The organism is Streptomyces sp. NPDC001406 (assembly GCF_042895285.1).
Lineage (GTDB): Bacteria > Actinomycetota > Actinomycetes > Streptomycetales > Streptomycetaceae > Streptomyces.
Map to the genome: position 1 here is coordinate 201,327 of NZ_JBIAWG010000007.1, position 15,423 is coordinate 216,749.

At 71.6% G+C, this 15,423-nt stretch carries 13 protein-coding genes; 9 read left to right on the forward strand and 4 right to left on the reverse strand.

Annotated elements, in window-relative coordinates:
• Positions 1-24 precede the first annotated feature (24 nt).
• The 9 genes from ACFY1J_RS18715 (at position 25) to ACFY1J_RS18755 (ending at position 8,720) form a co-directional block, all read left to right on the forward strand.
• Positions 25-1,026: an FKBP-type peptidyl-prolyl cis-trans isomerase gene (locus ACFY1J_RS18715; protein WP_390710973.1), complete on the forward strand. Its 1,002-nt coding sequence runs from the start codon at positions 25-27 to the stop codon at positions 1,024-1,026.
• A gap of 93 nt (positions 1,027-1,119) precedes the next feature.
• Positions 1,120-1,491, forward strand: a complete 372-nt coding sequence (locus tag ACFY1J_RS18720; RefSeq protein ID WP_030835713.1) for an FKBP-type peptidyl-prolyl cis-trans isomerase — start codon at positions 1,120-1,122, stop codon at positions 1,489-1,491.
• A 129-nt stretch (positions 1,492-1,620) separates the two neighbouring features.
• Complete coding sequence (locus ACFY1J_RS18725) at positions 1,621-2,598, forward strand: helix-turn-helix transcriptional regulator (RefSeq protein WP_390710972.1); 978 nt, start codon at positions 1,621-1,623, stop codon at positions 2,596-2,598.
• A gap of 19 nt (positions 2,599-2,617) precedes the next feature.
• Positions 2,618-3,622 (forward strand): helix-turn-helix transcriptional regulator, encoded by a 1,005-nt coding sequence (locus ACFY1J_RS18730; protein ID WP_390710971.1) that lies wholly within the window; start codon positions 2,618-2,620, stop codon positions 3,620-3,622.
• Between the two features lie 93 nt (positions 3,623-3,715).
• Positions 3,716-4,009 (forward strand): hypothetical protein, encoded by a 294-nt coding sequence (locus ACFY1J_RS18735; protein ID WP_390710970.1) that lies wholly within the window; start codon positions 3,716-3,718, stop codon positions 4,007-4,009.
• Between the two features lie 20 nt (positions 4,010-4,029).
• Positions 4,030-4,224 (forward strand): hypothetical protein, encoded by a 195-nt coding sequence (locus ACFY1J_RS18740; RefSeq protein ID WP_390710969.1) that lies wholly within the window; start codon positions 4,030-4,032, stop codon positions 4,222-4,224.
• Positions 4,225-4,505: 281 nt separating this feature from the next.
• The gene (gene tatA / locus ACFY1J_RS18745; protein ID WP_390710968.1) at positions 4,506-4,784 is read left to right on the forward strand and encodes a Sec-independent protein translocase subunit TatA; all 279 of its coding nucleotides are present in this window, start codon (positions 4,506-4,508) and stop codon (positions 4,782-4,784) included.
• 47 nt (positions 4,785-4,831) lie between these two features.
• Positions 4,832-5,782, forward strand: a complete 951-nt coding sequence (gene tatC / locus ACFY1J_RS18750; RefSeq protein WP_390710967.1) for a twin-arginine translocase subunit TatC — start codon at positions 4,832-4,834, stop codon at positions 5,780-5,782.
• Between the two features lie 85 nt (positions 5,783-5,867).
• Positions 5,868-8,720: a DEAD/DEAH box helicase gene (locus ACFY1J_RS18755; protein WP_390710966.1), complete on the forward strand. Its 2,853-nt coding sequence runs from the start codon at positions 5,868-5,870 to the stop codon at positions 8,718-8,720.
• A gap of 43 nt (positions 8,721-8,763) precedes the next feature.
• Here ACFY1J_RS18755 and atzF read toward each other — a convergent pair whose 3' ends face one another.
• From atzF to ACFY1J_RS18775, 4 genes are read right to left on the reverse strand one after another with little or no spacing between them, the layout of a single operon-like run.
• Positions 8,764-10,434 carry an allophanate hydrolase gene (atzF, locus tag ACFY1J_RS18760; RefSeq protein ID WP_390710965.1) on the reverse strand — a complete coding sequence of 557 codons (1,671 nt, stop codon included), beginning with the start codon at positions 10,432-10,434 and terminating at the stop codon, positions 8,764-8,766.
• Positions 10,431-13,991, reverse strand: coding sequence for a 5-oxoprolinase/urea amidolyase family protein (locus tag ACFY1J_RS18765; RefSeq protein ID WP_390731543.1), 3,561 nt, complete (start codon positions 13,989-13,991; stop codon positions 10,431-10,433). The genes atzF and ACFY1J_RS18765 overlap by 4 nt, the downstream gene beginning before the upstream one ends.
• Positions 13,988-14,593: an urea amidolyase associated protein UAAP2 gene (locus ACFY1J_RS18770; protein ID WP_390710963.1), complete on the reverse strand. Its 606-nt coding sequence runs from the start codon at positions 14,591-14,593 to the stop codon at positions 13,988-13,990. Before ACFY1J_RS18770 ends, ACFY1J_RS18765 begins: the two co-directional genes overlap by 4 nt.
• Entirely contained in the window at positions 14,590-15,414 is an 825-nt protein-coding gene (locus ACFY1J_RS18775) for an urea amidolyase associated protein UAAP1 (protein WP_390710962.1), read from the reverse strand. Before ACFY1J_RS18775 ends, ACFY1J_RS18770 begins: the two co-directional genes overlap by 4 nt.
• Positions 15,415-15,423 lie beyond the last annotated feature (9 nt).

A 15,423-nucleotide genomic window follows, 5' to 3' on the forward strand; every position in this document is an offset into this window, starting at 1 on the left:
TCGACCGATTACGAGGTCACGACCGTGCGCCGACGCTCACTTCTCCTTGCCGCCCTGCCCGCAGGACTGGTCACGCTCGCCGGATGCGGTGACGACAAGTCCGACTCCAGCAAGGCGAGCGCGTCGCCGTCGCCCTCGGCATCCGTACCACCGCCGAAGATCGTGGAGGGCCCGCTGCCGGCCATCACGGCGGGCACCAAGTTCAACGAGAAGCCGACGGTCGCCAAGGGGCCGGGGGAGCCGTCGGCGAACCTCGCGGTGAAGACGGTGATCGCGGGCTCCGGGAAGCCGGTCGCGGAGAACGACTTCATCCAGGCGAACTACCTCGGCCAGATCTGGTCCTCGGGGAAGGTCTTCGACAACTCCTACGACCGCAACCGGCCGATCGTCATCCAGCTCGCGCAGGGCAGCGTGATCGACGGCTGGCGGTACGCGCTGACCGGCAAGAAGGTCGGCAGCCGGGTCGAGATGGCGGTGCCGCCGACGTGGGGCTACGGCAAGTCGGGCAATTCCCAGGCGGGCATCAAGGGCACGGACACGCTGGTGTTCGTCGTCGACGTGCTGGACTCCTTCAACTCGAAGAGCTCGTCCCAGGGCAAGCCGGTCGCGCAGAGCGACGCGGCCCTGCCGAAGGTGGGTACCAACACCGACGGCAAGGCTCCCTCGATCGACATCCCCAAGACGGACCCGCCGAAGAAGCTGGTGTCGAACTACGTCCTGGAGGGCGACGGCGCCGAGGTCAAGGCGGACCAGACGATCCTGTGCCAGTTCAAGGGCGTGGTCTGGGACGGCGGCCAGACGTTCCAGCAGACGTACGACTCGGGACGGCTGAGCCAGTTCTCGGTGGAGCAGATGAAGCAGGTCGTCGACGGTCTGGCACAGGGCGTGACCGGCAAGAAGGTGGGCAGCCGGGTGATGATCGTCGTCCCGCCGGACCTGGCGTACGGCGACAACCCGCCGGCCGGCGGTGTCGTCAAGAAGGGGGCCACCCTGGTGTTCTCCGTGGACATCCTCGCGGCGATGTAGCGGCGCGGGCGAGGCCTGCCGTCGCGGGCAGGACCCGGGCGGAGATGAAAGACTGTTCGCGTTCCGTGTCGTACACAAGCAGGAGCTAGAGACGTGAGCATCGACAAGCCCGAGATCGACTTCCCGGGCGGCGAGCCCCCGGCGGACCTTGAGATCAAGGACATCTGGGAGGGCGACGGCGAGGTGGCGCAGGCGGGTCAGACCGTCACCGTCCACTACGTGGGTGTCGCCTTCAGCACCGGCGAGGAGTTCGACGCCAGCTGGAACCGGGGTACCCCGTTCCGCTTCCCGCTGGGCGGGGGGCGCGTCATCAAGGGCTGGGACCAGGGCGTGCAGGGCATGAAGGTCGGCGGCCGTCGCCAGCTGACCATCCCGGCCCACCTCGCCTACGGCAACCAGAGCCCGACGCCGGCGATCAAGCCCGGTGAGACGCTGATCTTCGTCGTGGACCTGCTCGGGGTCTGATCGTCGTCCGATCGGAGTCGATCATCTGGGGCCCATGCCTGACTCGGCATGGGCCCTCGGCTTTTGCCGCGCCACTGTGGAGCGGTACGGTCGTCGATCATAAGCACCATAGGGAGGCGAAGGGCGTCGATGGCCATTGCCAAGGCCGAGCGGCTGATGAACCTGGCGCTGTGTCTGCTGGGGACGCGGCGGCCGCTCAGCAAGCGTGAGCTGCGCGATTCCATCGAGGCGTATGTCGAGGCCTCCAGGCCGGAGAAGGGCGCGGCGGGCAGCGACGACTCCTTCAACCGCATGTTCGAGCGGGACAAGGACGACCTGCGCGAGCTGGGCCTGGTCATCGAGACCGTCGAGAACCTGGACGGCGAGGTCGGCTATCTGGCCCGCCGCGACAGCAACCGCCTCCCGCCCATCACCCTGGACGCCGAGGAGGCCGCCGCGCTGGGGCTGGCCGCCAAGGTGTGGCAGCAGGCCCGGCTCGCGGGTGCGGCCAGCGGCGCCCTGCAGAAGCTGCGCGCGGCCGGGTTGCCCGAGGGCGTCGACCCGTACGAGGCCCATGGCGCCCTGGAGCCGCGCATCCCGGTGCACGAGGCCGCCTTCGAGCCGTTGATGCTGGCCTGCCGCGACCGCCGCCCGGTGGTCTTCGACTACCGCAAGGCCAACGCCGCCCATCCGGAGACCCGGCATGTGGAGCCGTGGGCCCTGGAGTGCTGGCGCGGCCACTGGTATCTGGCGGGCTGGGACCGCGACCGGGGCGCCGAGCGGGTCTTCAGGCTGTCCCGGATCCCCGGCAGGGTCCGCTCCCGGGGCACCGGCTTCACGGCGCCGGTGCCGGACGTCGTCACGGTGCGCGAGACCGTCGCGAGCTGGGCCGGCGAGACGGCCGACCGCTCCGCGCTGATCCGGCTGCGCTCGGGTTCGGGGTACCCCCTTCGGGCGAAAGCCACCGCGGTGCGGGAACTCGGTGACGGGTGGGACGAGTTGGAGATTCCGTACGGGCACGGGCTGGACGCCTGGCTGGTGGAGTTCGGGCCGGACGTGGTGGTGCTGGAGCCGGCCGAGCTGCGCGCGGACGTGGTGGACCGGCTGCGTGCCGTGGCCAAGGGCTGAGGGGGAGCGGAGCAAGACAGTGGCAGGCAAACCGGTCAGGGCCGTGAACGCCATCGACCAGACCCGGCGGATGCTCTCCCTGGTGACCTATCTGCGGGAGCGCCCCGGCGCCCGGGTCGCGGACGTCGCGCGCGCCTTCGGCATCACCGAGGACGAGCTGGTCTCCGACCTCGACGTGCTGCCCATGTGCGGCACCAGCTTCCGCGGCGGCGACCTGCTCGACATCGACACCGACGGTGAGCGCATCTGGTGGCACAACCCCGCCGCCCTCGGGGCGGAGGCCGCCGAGCCGCTCAGACTGGCCGCCGACGAGGCGACCGCGCTGCTGGTGGCCGCCCGGGCGGTGGCGACCCTGCCGGGTCTGCGCGAGGGCGACCGGCAGGCCCTGCTGCGGGCGACGGCCAAGGTCGAGGCGTCGGCCGGTGAGGCGGCGGGCGCCAGCGCGCGCCTGTCGGTGACCTTCGAGTCCGAGGGCGGTGTCTTCGCCGACGTCGACCGGGCGATCTCCGAGCGCCGCCGGCTGTGGATCCGCTACTACTCGCCCGCCCGTGACGAGGTCACCGAGCGCGAGATCGACCCCATCCGCCTGGTCAGCGTCGGGCACACCTATGTGGAGGCCTGGTGCCGCCGCTCCGAGGCGCGCCGCACCTTCCGGCTCGACCGGGTCGCCGAGATCAGGATCCTGGACGAGCCGTCCGCGCCGCCGGAGATCGAGCTGCGCGATCTGTCGGAGGCGCTGGTCCAGCCGGCCGCCGAGGACCCGGAGGTCGTCGTCGAGGTCGCCCCGGGCGGCCGCTGGGTCGCCGAGTACTACCCCCACGACAGCGCCGATGAGCTTCCCGACGGCGGGCTGCGTATTACTCTGCGCACCCCCGACCCGGCGTCGCTCAGACGACTGGCGCTGCGCCTGGGCCGTGACGGCCGGATCGTCTCGCCGCCCGAGCTCGCCGACAGCGCCCGGCAGGCGGCCCGCGAGGCGCTGGCCGCGTACGACGGGCTGGAGGCGGCGCACGGAGCCGGCTGACCGGCTGCGACGCGGCGGCCGGGACCGCCGTCGCGGCCGACGCCGGCTGTGGCGTCCCAGAGGCGAACGACCAGAGAAAGAGGAGCGAGAGCTTTGAGCGAGTCTCCGGTGTCCGGTGCCAGGGAAATGACGGTCGCGGCCGCTTTCGCGGGGATGAAGAGAGTGGTCCCCGTGGTGTTCAGGGCGGGCTGCCCGGACTGCCGGGGCAGGTTCGAACTCTCCGCGGGCGCCCTGCGCCTCGCCATCGGCGCCACCAGCCGTACGACCTTCTACTCCTTCACCTGCCCGGACTGCGGGGTCTCGGTCCGCAAGCCCGCGGGAGAACGCATCGTCGAACTGCTGACCGGGGGCGGGGTCAAGACGCTGCGGCTGCACTCGACGGTGTGACGGGGGTTAGGCTCGCCCTCATGTTCTGGCCGATGTTCGCGATAGCTGTGGGTTTCGTGGGTCTCGCCGTCCTCGGCGTGCTCGCCGTCCGGGTCTTCCTGGAGGCGCGGCGCCTGGGAGCGCAGGTCGCGGACTCGGCGCGCCGTATCAGCCGGGCGGCCGAGGACCTGGAGCGGGCGGCCGTGAGCGCGGCCGGCACCGTCGACTCACTGTGACTGCCCCTGTCGACGCACTGTGAGTACTGCGCCGCAAGCCTGTGAGTACTGAGCCGCAAGCGTTTTGCGTCACTTCGCCCTGTCATGCTGCCCACCCCGGCAGGTACGCTGCTGATCGCGGCGCGGAGAACGAGGCCCGTACCGCTGACCGGGAGTACGCACGGGGATTGCCTGACGTTTACCCCTGAGCGTTACGATCGCTGTCAGCACGATCACTCGGACACATGTCCGACGGATCGGACAGCACCCACCCAGCCGCCTCGGTGAGAAGGTAAAGACTTATGTTCGGAAGGCTCGGAGCTCCCGAGATCATTCTCATCCTCGTCGTCATCATCCTGCTGTTCGGCGCGAAGAAGCTTCCGGACATGGCCCGCTCGCTCGGCAAGTCCGCGCGCATCCTCAAGAGCGAGGCCAAGGCGATGAAGGAAGAGGGCAACGCCTCCGCCGAGGCGCCCACCACCAACGAGCAGCCCGCGGCGCAGCGCACCATCCAGGCGGCTCCCGGCGACGTGACCAGCTCGCGGCCGGTCAACGAGCCGACGGACACCACCCAGCGCTGACGCAGGGCCGGTAGCCCCCGGCCCGCCGCACGAGATGAGGACGTGGGTTGCCCAAGTCTGCCCGCAAACAGGAGAAGGATCCCGAGGGGCGGATGCCTCTCGCGGATCACCTTCGTGAGCTCCGCAACCGGCTCGCGAAAGCGATGCTGGCCATCGTCATCATCACGGTGGTCGCCGCCTTCTTCTACAACGACATCATCAACTTCCTCACCAGACCGGTCCTCGACTCGGTCGGGTGCGGGGAGACCTTCGAGCAGCTGGCCAAGTCCAAGGCCAGCTCTCACCCGTGCGCACAGATCACGATCAACGGTCTGCTCGCGCCCTTCACGCTGGCCCTGCAGGTCTCCCTGATGGCCGGTGTGGTGTTCGCCTCGCCGATCTGGCTGTACCAGCTGTGGGCCTTCGTCGCGCCCGGTCTGCACAAGCACGAGAAGAAGTACGCCTACGCGTTCGTCGGTACCGGCGTCCCGCTCTTCTTCGGCGGCGCGTTCTTCGCGTACAAGGTCCTGCCGACCACCGCGAAGGTGCTCATCACCTTCACCCCGCACGGGGTGGACAACCTGCTGCCGCTCGACGACCTGCTGCAGCTGGTCACCCGCATGGTGATCGTCTTCGGTCTCTCCTTCGAGCTGCCGCTGCTCCTGGTGATGCTCAATCTCACCGGCATCATCACCGGCAGGCGGATGCTCGGCTGGTGGCGCGGGATGATCCTGGGCATCACGATCTTCGCCGCCGTGGCCACGCCGAGCACCGACCCGCTGTCCATGCTGGCGCTCGCCGGACCGATCTGGGTGCTGTACTTCGGCGCGGTCGCCTTCTCGCTGATGAACGACAAGCGCAAGCGCCGCCGCGAGGCAGAGGGCCCCGACGACGACGAGGCCTCCGACCTGGATCTCACCCCCGAGGACGTCGGCGAGGTCGAGACCGTCTCCGCCGGCCGGACACTGCCCGAGCAGTCCGGTCCGGACCGGGTCAACGGCTACGACGACGTGACCTGACCCGAGGCCGCCACACCGTCAGGAGGTGCCTTCGTCCCTGAGGACAAAGGCACCTCCTGTTGTCGTTCGTCCCTCGTTCCGGATAATGATCGTCCTGTTGTCAGTGCGGCCCGGTACGCTCGAAAGCACGATGACAGAGGACCTCTCACCGGCCGAGCGGTATGCGGCGGCCCGCAGGCGGGCTGCCGAGCAGGCCACCGCGCTCGCGTCCTTCCGCGAGATGTACGACTTCGGCCTCGACCCCTTCCAGATCGAGGCCTGCCAGGCGCTCGAAGCGGGGAAGGGCGTGCTGGTGGCCGCCCCCACCGGCTCCGGCAAGACGATCGTGGGCGAGTTCGCCGTCCACCTCGCCCTGATGCAGGGCAAGAAGTGCTTCTACACGACACCGATCAAGGCGCTGTCGAACCAGAAGTACGCCGACCTGTGCCGCCGCTACGGCACGGGCATGGTCGGCCTCCTCACCGGCGACAACAGCGTCAACCCCGACGCCCCGGTGGTCGTGATGACCACCGAGGTGCTGCGGAACATGCTCTACGCCGGTTCCCAGACCCTCCTCGGCCTCGGATATGTGGTCATGGACGAGGTGCACTACCTCTCCGACCGCTTCCGGGGCGCGGTGTGGGAAGAGGTGATCATCCACCTGCCCGAGTCGGTGACCCTGGTGTCCCTGTCGGCGACCGTGTCCAACGCCGAGGAGTTCGGCGACTGGCTCGACACGGTCCGTGGCGACACCGAGGTGATCGTCTCCGAGCACCGGCCGGTGCCGCTGTTCCAGCATGTGCTGGCCGGACGCCGGATGTACGACCTGTTCGAGGAGGGCGAGGGCCACAAGAAGGCCGTCAATCCCGACCTCGCCCGGCTGGCCCGCATGGAGGCCAGCCGGCCCTCCTACCAGGACCGCAGACGCGGCCGCGCGATGCGCGAGGCCGACCGCGAGCGGGAGCGCAGACAGCGCTCGCGCGTCTGGACGCCGGGCCGGCCCGAGGTCATCGAGCGGCTCGACGCCGAGGGCCTGCTGCCCGCGATCACCTTCATCTTCAGCCGCGCGGCCTGCGAGGCCGCCGTCCAGCAGTGTCTGTACGCGGGCCTCAGGCTCAACGACGAGGAGGCACGGGAACAGGTCCGCGCCCTCGTCGAGGAGCGCACCGCCTCCATCCCCTCCGAGGATCTGCACGTCCTCGGCTACTACGAGTGGCTGGAGGGCCTGGAACGCGGTATCGCCGCCCACCACGCGGGCATGCTCCCGACCTTCAAGGAGGTCGTCGAGGAACTGTTCGTGCGCGGACTGGTCAAGGCCGTGTTCGCGACCGAGACCCTCGCCCTCGGCATCAACATGCCGGCCCGTTCGGTGGTGCTGGAGAAGCTCGTCAAGTGGAACGGCGAGCAGCACGCCGACATCACCCCCGGTGAGTACACCCAGCTGACCGGCCGCGCGGGCCGCCGTGGCATCGACGTCGAGGGCCACGCGGTGGTGCTCTGGCAGCGCGGCATGAGCCCCGAGCACCTGGCGGGTCTGGCGGGTACGCGCACCTACCCGCTGCGCTCCAGCTTCAAGCCGTCGTACAACATGGCGGTCAACCTCGTCGAGCAGTTCGGCCGGCACCGCTCGCGCGAGCTGCTGGAGACCTCCTTCGCACAGTTCCAGGCCGACAAGTCGGTCGTCGGGATCTCCCGGCAGGTGCAGCGCAACGAGGAGGGCCTGGAGGGCTACAAGGCCTCCATGACCTGCCACCTCGGCGACTTCGAGGAGTACGCGCGACTGCGCCGCGAGCTCAAGGACCGCGAGACCGAACTGGCCCGGCAGGGCGTGGCCCAGCGGCGCGCCGAGGCGGCCGTCGCCCTGGAGAAGCTGAAGCCGGGCGACGTCATCCACGTACCGACGGGCAAGTACGCGGGGCTGGCGCTGGTGCTGGACCCCGGCCTGCCCGCGGGGCGTTCCAACGGCCACCGTGGCTTCGAGCACCACGACGGCCCGCGCCCGCTGGTCCTGACCGCAGAGCGGCAGGTCAAGCGGCTGGCGTCGATGGACTTCCCGGTGCCCGTCGAGCCGCTGGAGCGGATGCGGATCCCGAAGTCCTTCAACCCGCGCTCCCCGCAGTCCCGCCGGGACCTCGCCTCCGCGCTGCGCACCAAGGCCGGGCACATCCCGCCGGAGCGGGCCCGCAAGAAGCGCTCCCAGGCCGCCGACGACCGGGAGATCGCCCGGCTGCGCACCGCGCTGCGCGCCCACCCCTGCCATGGCTGCAACGACCGTGAGGACCACGCCCGTTGGGCCGAGCGCTACCACCGGCTGCTGCGCGACACCTCGCAGCTGGAGCGGCGCATCGAGGGCCGTACGAACACGATCGCGCGCACCTTTGACCGGATCGTGGCGCTGCTGACCGAGCTCGACTATCTGCGCAGCGACGAGGTCACCGAGCACGGCAAGCGGCTCGCCCGGCTGTACGGCGAGCTGGACCTGCTGGCGAGCGAATGCCTGCGCGAGGGCGTGTGGGAGGGCCTGGGGCCCGCCGAACTCGCCGCGTGTGTCTCCGCGTTGGTGTACGAGGCGCGGGTCGGCGACGACGCCATGGCGCCGAAGCTGCCCTCGGGCAAGGCGAAGGCCGCGCTCGGCGAGATGGTCCGCATCTGGGGCCGGCTCGATGCGCTGGAGGAGGAGTTCCGGATCACCCAGACCGAGGGCGTCGGCCAGCGCGAGCCCGACCTCGGCTTCGCCTGGGCCGCGTACATGTGGGCCTCGGGGAAGGGGCTCGACGAGGTGCTGCGGGAGGCGGAGATGCCGGCGGGCGACTTCGTGCGGTGGTGCAAGCAGGTGATCGATGTGCTGGGGCAGATCTCGGCGGCGTCTCCCGTGGAGGGCTCCACCGTGGCCAAGGTCGCGCGCAAGGCGGTTGATCAGTTGCTGCGGGGGGTTGTCGCCTACTCGTCGGTGGGGTGATTGTTCGTCGGCGGGTCCGGGTGCGTTGTTGCTTGTCGCGCCCCTAGGGGTGTTGCCCTGGTCCGCGTTGCACGAATTCACGCCAGCTGCCGTATCGCGTGATGTCCTCGGCGTCCCCCAAGGCGCTCGGTTCGCACAGGAAGCCGGGGACATGGCTGCCGTCCGCCAGTTCCACCCGCCCCAGCGTCATCGGGCGGGGAAGCATGGCCAACAGGCGGCCCAGGCCCTTTGCGGGTAGCCGCCACACCTCCGTCTCGATCGCCGCCCCGCCCTCGCCGACGTGGACCAGGCCCGGCTTGGGCGGGTCGGTGCGCAGGGCGTGCAGGCGGTAGACCGGGGCCGTCGTGGTCGAGCGGTCCAGGCGGGCGCCCAGCGACAGCAGCTGAGGGTTCAGCGGCTGCCCCGTCAGATGGGCGCCCACCACGGCGAGGCTCACCTCCGGCTCCAGCGACCGGGCGATCGCGGCCAGCCGCTCGTCCGTGAACGCAGGGCCGATCAGCATCACGCCGAACGGCAGGCCGTCGACCTCGCCCGCCGGGACGGCGACGGCGGCCAGGTCGAAGAGGTTCGTGGAGTTGGTGAAGCGGCCCAGCCGGGCATTGGCGCCCAGGGGGTCGGCGGCCACCTCGGCCAGGGTGGGGTGCCCGGGGGTGGTGGGGAGCAACAGGGCGTCCGCGTCGCCCAGTTCCGCCAGGGCGCGGACGCGCAGGGCCGCCAGCCGGGCCTGGTCGGCGAAGAGGCGGTGGGCCGGGATGTCCCGGGCGCGGGTGATGATCCCGGCGACGGTGGGGTCGAGGCCCTCACCCCCCTCGGCGATCAACTTGTCGACAAAGCCCCCCACGGCGGTGTAGCGCTCGGCGACGAACGCGCCCTCGTAGAGCATCGCGGCCGCCTCGGTGAAGGGGGCCGGGTCGATCTCGCGCACCGAGGCGCCCGCGTCGGCCAGCCGCGCCACCGCCGCCTCGTAGGCCTCCGCCCAGCCCTCGTCCAGCTCGCCGAGCCGCTCGCGTGGGACGACCGCGACGCGCCAGGGGCCGGGCGCTCGCGGGGGAAGTGCCGGAAGCTCGCGGCCGGGCGGGGACGCCATGACGGCCAGCGCCTGCTCGGCCTCCGGCAGCGTGCGCGCGAACACCGTCACGCAGTCGAGGGACGCGCAGGCCGGGACCACACCCGCTGCCGGGACCAGGCCCCGGGTCGGCTTGAGGCCCACGATGCCGTTGAACGCGGCCGGGACCCGGCCCGACCCGGCGGTGTCGGTGCCCAGCGCGAAGTCGACGATGCCGAGGGCGACCGCGACCGCCGAGCCGGAGCTGGAGCCGCCGGCGACCCTCGTCGGGTCGAGGGCGCTGGGGACCGCGCCGTAGGGGGAGCGGGTACCGACCAGGCCCGTCGCGAACTGGTCGAGATTGGTCGTGCCGAGGACGATCGCACCGGCGGCGCGCAGCCGGGCGACGACCGGCGCGTCGGTCGCGGGCTCGTAGGCGTACGACGGGCAGCCCGCCGTCGTGGGCAGCCCGCGCACGTCGATGTTGCCCTTGGCGGCGAACAGGCGCCCGGCGAGCGGGAGGCGCTCACCGGCGGCCGCGCGCGCGTCGAGCTCCCGCGCCTGAGCCTCGACCTCCTCGCGCGGACACAGGTCGATCCAGATCTCGGGGCGGTCCATGGCCTCGATCCGGGCGTACGCGGCGCGCACCCGGGACACGGTGGTGGTCATGCGTGCTCCTCGACTTTCAGTGTGCGCCCGCCCGTCGCGGGGTGGACCGGGGGCGGTCCCAGGACGACCAGGGCGGTGCCCGCCTCGACCTGGTCGCCCGGACCGGCCAGGATTTCGGCGACCACGCCGTCGGCCGGCGCATGGACCCAGGACTCCATCTTCATCGCCTCCAGGGCCAGGAGCGGCCGGCCCACGGTCACCGGGTCGCCCGGGGACACGTTCACCTGCCACACCGACGCGGCGAACTCCGCCTCCACCAGCCGGCCGCCCTCCGGTACCGTCACCTCGGCCGCAGCCGCCACCGGCGCGGCCGCCGCCTCCGCCCGCGCGAACTCGCCCGCCGCCTCCCAGGCGTCCCGCTCCGCCGCGAACGCGGCCCGCTGCCCGGACCGGAATTCCGCGATGGAATCGGCGTGTTCGGCGAGGAAGGACCGGTACGCGGCGAGCGAGAAGGTCCCCTCCTCGATACGCGGCACGAACCGGCCCGACGTGATGTCGGCCCGTAGCTCCAGCAGTTCGTCCGCCTCCACCGGATACCACTTGATGCGGTCGAAGAACCGGAGCAGCCAGGGCGAGCCCGCTTCGAAGGCGCCGCGCTGCTGCCACGCCGACCACACCTGGGTCGTGCGGCCCACGAACTGGTAGCCACCGGGTCCCTCCATGCCGTAGATGCACAGATACGCACCGCCGATGCCGACGGAGTTCTCGGCGGTCCAGGTGCGTGCCGGGTTGTACTTGGTGGTCACCAGGCGGTGGCGCGGGTCCAGGGGGGTGGCGACGGGGGCGCCCAGATACACGTCGCCCAGGCCCAGGACCAGGTACTCCGCGTCGAAGACCGTCCGGTACACGTCCTCGGCCGACTCCAGACCGTTGATCCGGCGGATGAACTCGATGTTCCAGGGGCACCACGGAGCGTCGTCGCGGACGCCCGCCATGTAGCGGGTGATCGCCTCACGGGTCGCCGGATCGTCCCAGGACAGCGGGAGGTGCACCGTCCTGGAGGGGACGACGAGCTCGTCCGTGGGCGGGAGCGCCGCCGTGATCCGCCGTACGGCCGCGAGGAGCCGGTGCTGGGGCAGGATGTGCGGGTCCGTCCGGATCTGGAGCGAGCGGATGCCCGGAGTGAGGTCCGTGACCCCGTCCGGGCCGGCCGCCGTCACCGCCTCCATCAGTGCGTGCACCCGCATCCGCAGCCCCAGGTCGAGCTGCATCGGGCCGAACTCGACCAGCAGGTTGTCATCGCCGCTGCGGCGGTACGTCACGTCCCCGTCCCGCGCCAGCACGCCCCCGTCGACGATCTCCGGCCTGGGTGTCCCCGTCACGTCCACCGGTACGAACCGCACCGTGTCGCCCGGCCGCAGCTGTCCCAGTTTCCAGCGCTCCGTGCTCAGGACGGTAGCCGGGCACACGAAGCCGCCCAGTGAGGGGCCGTCCGGGCCGAGCAGCACCGGCATGTCGCCGGTGTAGTCGACGGCGCCGACCGAGTACGGGGTGTCGTGGATGTTGGACGGGTGCAGGCCCGCCTCGCCGCCGTCGGTGCGGGCCCAGTGCGGCTTGGGACCGATCAGACGGACGCCGGTGCGCGCCGAGTTGAAGTGGACCTTCCAGTCGGCCGCGTAGAAGGTGCGGATGTCGTCCTCGGTGAAGAACTCGGGTGCGGCATGCGGGCCTTCGACGGCCCCGATGTGCCATACGGCGGTGAAGTCCGGGCGGTCCGCGGGTGGTACCGGTGTCCCCGCGGTGACGGTCCCGCCGTGCAGGACGTCGCCGGTGCGCAGGGCCCGGCCGCCGTGTCCGCCGAACCGGCCCAGTGTGAAGGTGCTCGCGCTGCCCAGGAACGCCGGCACGTCCAGGCCGTCGCCCGCGAAGAGCACGTACGTCCGCAGGCCGTGTTCCTCGGGTGCGCCGATCTCCAGCACCGCGCCGGCCGGCACGGTCACCGGCTCCCACTGGGCGACGGGAGCGCCGTCGACGGTGACCGGGGCCGGAGCGCCGGTGACGCACACGGTCGTGGGGTGCGTGAACCTCAGCGACGGGCCCTGGAGCGTGCACTCGAGACCGGGGGCGCCCTCCGGGTTGCCCAGGGCGCGATTACCGAGCCGGAAGGACAGGTCGTCCATCGGGCCGCACGGGGGTACGCCGACCTGCCAGTGGCCGGTGCGGCCCGGCCAGTCCTGGACCGTGGTGAGCGTGCCGCCCGAGGCCACCTCGATGCGCGGGGTCGGGTCGGTGACGGCGGCCAGGGTCGCCGTGGAGTGCGCGGCGGCCCGGAAATCCGGCTCGGCGAGCGCCGCCCGCACCAGGCCCAGGTTGGTCTCGATGCCGTCGACGCGGGTGCGGGCCAGGGCCTCGTCGAGGCGGCGCAGCGCGTGCTCGCGGTCGGGGCCACGGGCGATCACCTTGGCGAGCATCGGGTCGTACGACGTCGTCACCTCGGTGCCCGTTTCCACCCAACCATCGACGCGCACTCCGCCCGGGAACTCGACCCGTGTCAACAGGCCCGCGCTGGGCCGGTGTCCACGGGAGGGGTCCTCGGCGTACAGACGGGCCTCGACGGCGTGGCCGCGCGGCGGGCCGGGGTCGCGGACGACGTCCTTCTCGCCGCGCGCGAGGCGCAGCATCCAGGCGACCAGGTCGACGCCGTAGATCTCCTCGGTGACCGGATGCTCCACCTGGAGACGGGTGTTGACCTCGAGGAAGTAGGCCTCCGCGCGGGCCGCGTCGTACACGAACTCCACCGTGCCCGCGGACCGGTAGCCGACCGACGCGCACAACTCCCGTGCCGCTGCGCCGAGTCGGGCGCGGATATGCGTGGGCAGGCCCGGTGCGGGGGCCTCCTCCAGCACCTTCTGGTTGCGGCGCTGCAGCGAACAGTCCCGGTCGCCGAAGGTGACGACCCGGCCGGCGCCGTCGCCGAAGACCTGCACCTCGACATGGCGAGCGTGCTCCACGAGCCGTTCCAGGAAGACGCCCGCGGAGGAGAAGGAGGCCGCGGCGACGCGCTGCACCTGCGCCCAGGCCCCGGTCAGTTCATCGGCGGAGCGACATGCCGACATGCCGATGCCGCCGCCACCGCCGGTGGCCTTGAGCATCACGGGGTAGCCGATGCGCGCGGCCGCGTCGAGGGCCTCCGTGAGCGAGCCCAGCAGTCCGGTCCCCGACGCCAGTGGCACCCCGGCCGCCTCGGCCGCCGCCCGTGCCGTGTGCTTGGCGCCGAACAGTTCCAACTGCTCCGGCGTCGGCCCCACGAACACGATGCCTGCGTCCTCGCAGCGCCGTGCGAAGGCCGCGTCCTCGGACAGGAAGCCGTAGCCGGGGTGGATCGCGCCCGCGCCGGTGTCCTTGGCCGCCCTCAGGATCAGATCCGGGTCGAGGTACGACTCCTTCGCGGGTGCCGGGCCGAGGCGCAACGCCTCGTCGGCGAGCCGTACGTGGGGCGCCGAGCGGTCGGGGTCGGAGTGGACGGCGACGGTGCGAAGGCCCAGTTCGCGGGCGGTGCGGATGATGCGGACGGCGATCTCGCCCCGGTTGGCGACGAGGAGGGTGTCGAAGGTCATGCGCCGCCCGCCTCGGTGATGGTCATCCGCACCGCCGTCGGCTCGAAGCCGTTGCAAGGGTTGTTGATCTGCGGGCAGTTGGAGACGAGGACGAGCACATCGCGCTCGGCGCGCAGGGTGAGGGCGAGGCCCGGGGCGGAGATGCCGTCGACGATGCCCAGCGTGCCGTCCTTCTCGACGGGCACGTTCATGTACCAGTTGACGTTGGAGACGAGGTCGCGCTTGCCGAGGCCGTACCGGGCGCCCTCGGCGAGGAAGTTGTCCACGCACGCGTGCTGCGACCAGGTGTGGTGGCCGTAGCGGAGGGTGTTCGACTCCTTGGAGCAGGCGCCGCCGACGGTGTCGTGGCGGCCGACCTCGTCGTCGACGACGGTCATCAGCGGGGTGTGCTCGTTGGAGAGCAGCACGCTGCCGGTGGTCAGGAAGATGTTGCCCTGGGCGTGCATCGTGTCGGGCGCGCTGTAGCGGACGGAGGTGTCGTGGGCGTCGTACACGAGGAAGTCGACGGCCTGGTTGCCGTGCAGGTCGGTGATGGTCAGTGTCTCGCCGGCGCGGACGACGGACGACCAGGCGGCGCGTGCGGGAACGACGGTCCTGGTCATGCGAGCCCCCTCGCGGCAAGGAGTTCGGCGGTGTTCAGGAAGGCACGCCGGCTCTCGGGGGAGGCCTCCCACAGCGGGTCGCCCGGCGCGGTGGGCGACCCGCGCCAGGCCAGGACCTCCAGCGGGGTGCTGAGGTAGCCGGGGCGGGGATCGGCCGGGTGCGGAACGTTCGCGATCAGTACGGTCAGGTCCTGCTCGGCGCGGAGCGTGACGCTGCCGCCGGGGCCGGCCGAGCCGGTGAAGTCCAGGGCGCCGTCGTCGCGCACCTCGACGCCCTGGAAGAACGAGAGCGACGGTGGCACATCGCGCGGCTCCAGTCCGTTCTTGGCGGCGGCCAGCTTGAACAGCTCGCGGCCGGCGGGGGAGGGCGAGTGCGGGCTGCCGTCGCCGTAGCGTTCGGTGTTGCGTACGAGGGTGGAGGTGCCGCAGAGCGCGTCGTGCCGTCCGGAGGTGTCCGCGACGACCGACGCGAGCACCCGTCCCTGGTCGGAGAGCAGGAGCCGCCCCTCTCCCAGGTAGGCGTTCCACTGGACCTTCACGGTGTCGGCCACGTTCAGCCGCTCCCAGGGGCGGTCGGCGACGTACAGCAGCAGATGGGCGCAGGCGTCGCCGCGCAGGTCGGTCAGGCGCAGTTCGGTGCCGCGGGCCAGGACGCGGTGTGTGTAGTTGCCGCCCGCCACCGTCTCCGCCCACACCAGGTGGCCGGCCGCGCAGGGCGGCGCGGGCCACTCCCGCGCCGGTACCACGGGCATGGCCTCGGTACGGGTGCCCTCCTGGGCACGGGCATGGGCCCGGGCTCCGTAAGTGGTCGCTGTCGCCATGGCGGGACC

What these genes read in the sequence shown, in the direction of transcription:
- ACFY1J_RS18725 (WP_390710972.1), top strand. Translation starts at nt 1,621, where the DNA reads ATGGCCATTGCCAAGGCCGAGCGGCTGATGAACCTGGCGCTGTGTCTG.
- ACFY1J_RS18740 (WP_390710969.1), top strand. Translation starts at nt 4,030, where the DNA reads ATGTTCTGGCCGATGTTCGCGATAGCTGTGGGTTTCGTGGGTCTCGCC.
- tatA (WP_390710968.1), top strand. Translation starts at nt 4,506, where the DNA reads ATGTTCGGAAGGCTCGGAGCTCCCGAGATCATTCTCATCCTCGTCGTC.
- ACFY1J_RS18755 (WP_390710966.1), top strand. Translation starts at nt 5,868, where the DNA reads ATGATCGTCCTGTTGTCAGTGCGGCCCGGTACGCTCGAAAGCACGATG.
- atzF (WP_390710965.1), bottom strand. Translation starts at nt 10,434, where the DNA reads ATGACCACCACCGTGTCCCGGGTGCGCGCCGCGTACGCCCGGATCGAG.
- ACFY1J_RS18765 (WP_390731543.1), bottom strand. Translation starts at nt 13,991, where the DNA reads ATGACCTTCGACACCCTCCTCGTCGCCAACCGGGGCGAGATCGCCGTC.
- ACFY1J_RS18770 (WP_390710963.1), bottom strand. Translation starts at nt 14,593, where the DNA reads ATGACCAGGACCGTCGTTCCCGCACGCGCCGCCTGGTCGTCCGTCGTC.
- ACFY1J_RS18775 (WP_390710962.1), bottom strand. Translation starts at nt 15,414, where the DNA reads ATGGCGACAGCGACCACTTACGGAGCCCGGGCCCATGCCCGTGCCCAG.